This window comes from Chitinophagaceae bacterium (assembly GCA_007695095.1).
Taxonomy (GTDB): Bacteria; Bacteroidota; Bacteroidia; order Chitinophagales; family REEL01; genus REEL01.
In genome coordinates this window covers 1-3,341 of record REEL01000047.1, presented here as the reverse complement: position 1 = coordinate 3,341, position 3,341 = coordinate 1, and the positions used below count along the sequence as shown (strand labels likewise).

Genomic DNA, 3,341 nt, shown 5'->3' with positions numbered 1-3,341 from the left:
ATGACCTCACTCATTCCCATTGCCCAATTCGAGGCATACCGCGAAGATCCGCAAACCAACGAAGCGCCGCTGCTGCCCATGTGGAAACTGATGACCGAAACTCCGCTGTCAACCGTTGCTTTCTAGAGAGAGCAAAAGAGAGAGAGAGAGAGAGAGAGATTTGGGGCATTAAAGGGCGTTCTGTACGTACCCCTCCCGAGGCAAAGAAAGATGGAATCAGATGCGGATTAACCAGACTTTCCCAAAACAATTTGGAGACCCGGGAAAGTTATTAATAATAGTCCCTCCTTCTTTATTCATTTTCACATAGAGGAACTTTATGATTTCATTCGAAAGTACCCCCCTTCTTAAAGCACCATTTTCAGGCGTAAAAAGAAAAGTTCTACAGAGAGTTCAAGCTACCGAATTAAAAAAACCCTTAACTGAGTACAGAAAAGGGTTTTTAATTATACGCTGTAAAACAATTGAGGAACAAACTTACCTTTATTCAGCTTTTATAAGAGAACCTACTTTTTCCCATGATGGATCTGGCTCCATTACAATTGCAATGAATAATGCATCTTCTGTTTTGGAATTACTAGCCTGAGGTGATCGCATCTCAGCAGTAATCTGTTCAGGAGTTAATTTATACATTCCACCAGCTGATGCATCAACTACCAGACCGATGAGGCCTCCAAACACAATATTCCCCCAAACCCAGCCACTGGTGCTTCGGGTTAAATTGGTTTCATAGGGCTGATAACCATCCAGTTCAAATCTGACCATATGGTTATCTTTTCTTTTTAAATCTGCAATCATGGGAGTACTACCCAGATTCTGGCCATTAATCGTAACACTTGCATTAGTTGGGCTGCTGCTGAATCCAACTTCCTGTGTTGAGCCGTGAATTATGGTACCGCAAGATTGTGTAAAAAATAGAATTATCGATAGCGCTGCAATTGATGTTAGTACCTTTTTCATTTGTTTTTTTTGGTTTATAAATTAGATTGGAGTGAAAATATTATTCGTCGAAAATCAGTTTATTCAACAGGACACTAGAAGTGATATGTTAAACCCAAAGAAAATCTACCTGTAGTTGCATTCTCTTCTACATCAAAAGTTTGTGAACCTATTTTTACTTCTGATATATTTATCCAACTATGGGTGTAATTTACATTAAAACCCAATTTTTCTGTTAGCGAAATATATAGGCCAGCTCCTAAACCGAAACCGCCGCCATTTATTTCTATATCATCATCTTGAGCAGACATACCTACAAAAGAAGCCTTTATAAAAGGTCTTACCCTATCGCTGGCGGAACGGAATATTCCTTGCCCACCAATATCAAAATGACCCAATAAATAGTTCTCACCGTTATCCGGATTTATATTTGAAGCATCAAAAGAAGCAAATAACCCAAAATTGGTATTGAAATTATACCCAAGCTTAACACCAAAACCGGCACCACTTTGTGCATCTATATCAACGTCATCAAGAGTCCATGCTGCTCCAAGTAGCGAAGCATTAGCAAAAAAGCCTTCATTATCATAAGTGGGTGAATTTACACTTTGCCCATATGCTATACTTCCAGCAAAGAATAGAGTCATTAGAATAGTAAGTCTTTTCATATTAAATTTTAATTGTATTTAGGTTAGTTAGTAGTTTTTGGTAAATCCATTTTAGGGTACAAAGGCAATAACCTAATCCCATGACTTTTTTATGTAAATCTTAATATAAAGTCATGATATTTTAATATAATTATATAAGAATGAATATATGTTTAAACGGGGGGATATAGCCATTTCATTAACAGCGTAGTTATTTACATTTGTGAGTTACACTAAAAAAAGCTTTCAATTTTCAAAACGTATTTATTACTCTTAAAGAGTTTAATCTCATTGCTTTGTTACAAAAAATAATGAATACTATGTAAGTGAAATATTTTTTCAACATCTAAATCGATTACATTCTCTTTTGAACTTTTTTGAAAATCAAGAACAGAGTAACAAGACTACTATTTTTACCCATCCCTACCCCTCTCTATTTTAATCTCTTTCTCTCTGATTAGTTTTTTGATGCTGATCTTTTTTTAATAAAAAAATGAAAATCACTTAAAAATATTAAAACAAGGAAAAGGTGCGTGGAATTCTTGGAGAATAAATAACTCTAAAATCTTACCTGATCTTTCAGGGATTGATATTACAGATCTTATTGCAAAATTTTATGCCCTCCATCTTTCGGCAGTAAAGCAATGTTTAAAAAATATTCAGGGTATGATTTCTCAATTGCTGTATTAATGGGGTAAAAAACCTTAAGAACAATAATTTAGCTTGCTTGAATCTTAAAGGTGATTCTGCGGGAGATTGTGATTTTTCAGATCAAGAAATGATAAGTTTAAACCTAGATGTAGTAGATTTTACGGATTAAAACTTAGAAGGCGCAAAAATAATTGATAATTTGAAAGTTGCTCAATTTATTTATTTGTTGATTAATAATTCTGAGATTCGAGAGGTTATAGATACTGTAGTAAAAAAGGCAGTACTTATTCTAGGAAACTTTTCCGATGAAAGGATAAAAATATTATATCAGATTCGAGATGAGCTTATAAAATTTGGTTATTTACCTTTGCTTTTTGAATTTGGTAAACCAATGAGCATAGACACTACAGAAACGTTTATTACATTAGCTCACATTTCAAAATTTATAGTTTCTGACCTGAGCGAACAAAGAAGCGTAACTTATGAGCTTGCTCATATAATTCCACGATTATTAGTCCCAATAAAACCAATTATATTTAATCAGACACAGGGAACAGAACAATCATAATGTGGGATGTTAAAAGACTTTAAAAAAACAGTTGATTACTTGATACGTATCACTACGAAAACGAAACTCAGTTAGTAGAAAAGTTTCAACGTAAAATTCTAAAATCTTCAATTTCCTACCAAAAATAATAGGCAGTTAATAATTCCTGCCCTTCACTCACCCTTAAACTTATAGACGGCCAAGGCGGTAACCCCCAAAATCACAGTAGCAGTACCGAGTACCAACGCAATGTTCAAATCTCTTTGAATACGTTCGGCCTTTTCCAGGTAATCGGAGCCCACTCCCCTTCGCGCTATAAGATTTTCAAGCGCTTCAACTTTCTCTTCCAGTTCTTTTTGTGTTTTCTCTTTTAAATTCATCTTGAGTCCTCTGTTTTTTTGTTCAGGTTTATCACGTGAATCTAATTATATAACAAGCCTTAAACTGTTTGAGTTCGTGGTTTATTTAAGATAATTGCCCGAAGCATTTCAGGTTTAACAGAGAAGTTTGTCACATGGAGGTGCCGTTGGACATACCTCTCTATCGAACCATCCTGA

General features: G+C 35.0%; 4 protein-coding genes. 1 reads left to right on the top strand and 3 read right to left on the bottom strand.

The genetic code is table 11. The features are described from left to right. Nucleotides 1-483: 483 nt before the first annotated feature. Complete coding sequence (locus EA412_00995) at nt 484-888, bottom strand: PEGA domain-containing protein (GenBank protein TVR83306.1); 405 nt, start codon at nt 886-888, stop codon at nt 484-486. Nucleotides 889-1,034: 146 nt separating this feature from the next. Then, on the bottom strand, nt 1,035-1,607 hold the full coding sequence (locus EA412_00990; protein ID TVR83305.1) for a hypothetical protein: 573 nt from the start codon (nt 1,605-1,607) through the stop codon (nt 1,035-1,037). An 856-nt stretch (nt 1,608-2,463) separates the two neighbouring features. On the opposite strand from EA412_00990, the gene EA412_00985 reads away from it, so the two are divergent. Further along, entirely contained in the window at nt 2,464-2,805 is a 342-nt protein-coding gene (locus EA412_00985; protein ID TVR83304.1) for a hypothetical protein, read from the top strand. 152 nt (nt 2,806-2,957) lie between these two features. On the opposite strand, the gene EA412_00980 is transcribed toward EA412_00985, so the two are convergent. Next, on the bottom strand, nt 2,958-3,164 hold the full coding sequence (locus EA412_00980; GenBank protein TVR83303.1) for a hypothetical protein: 207 nt from the start codon (nt 3,162-3,164) through the stop codon (nt 2,958-2,960). Nucleotides 3,165-3,341 lie beyond the last annotated feature (177 nt).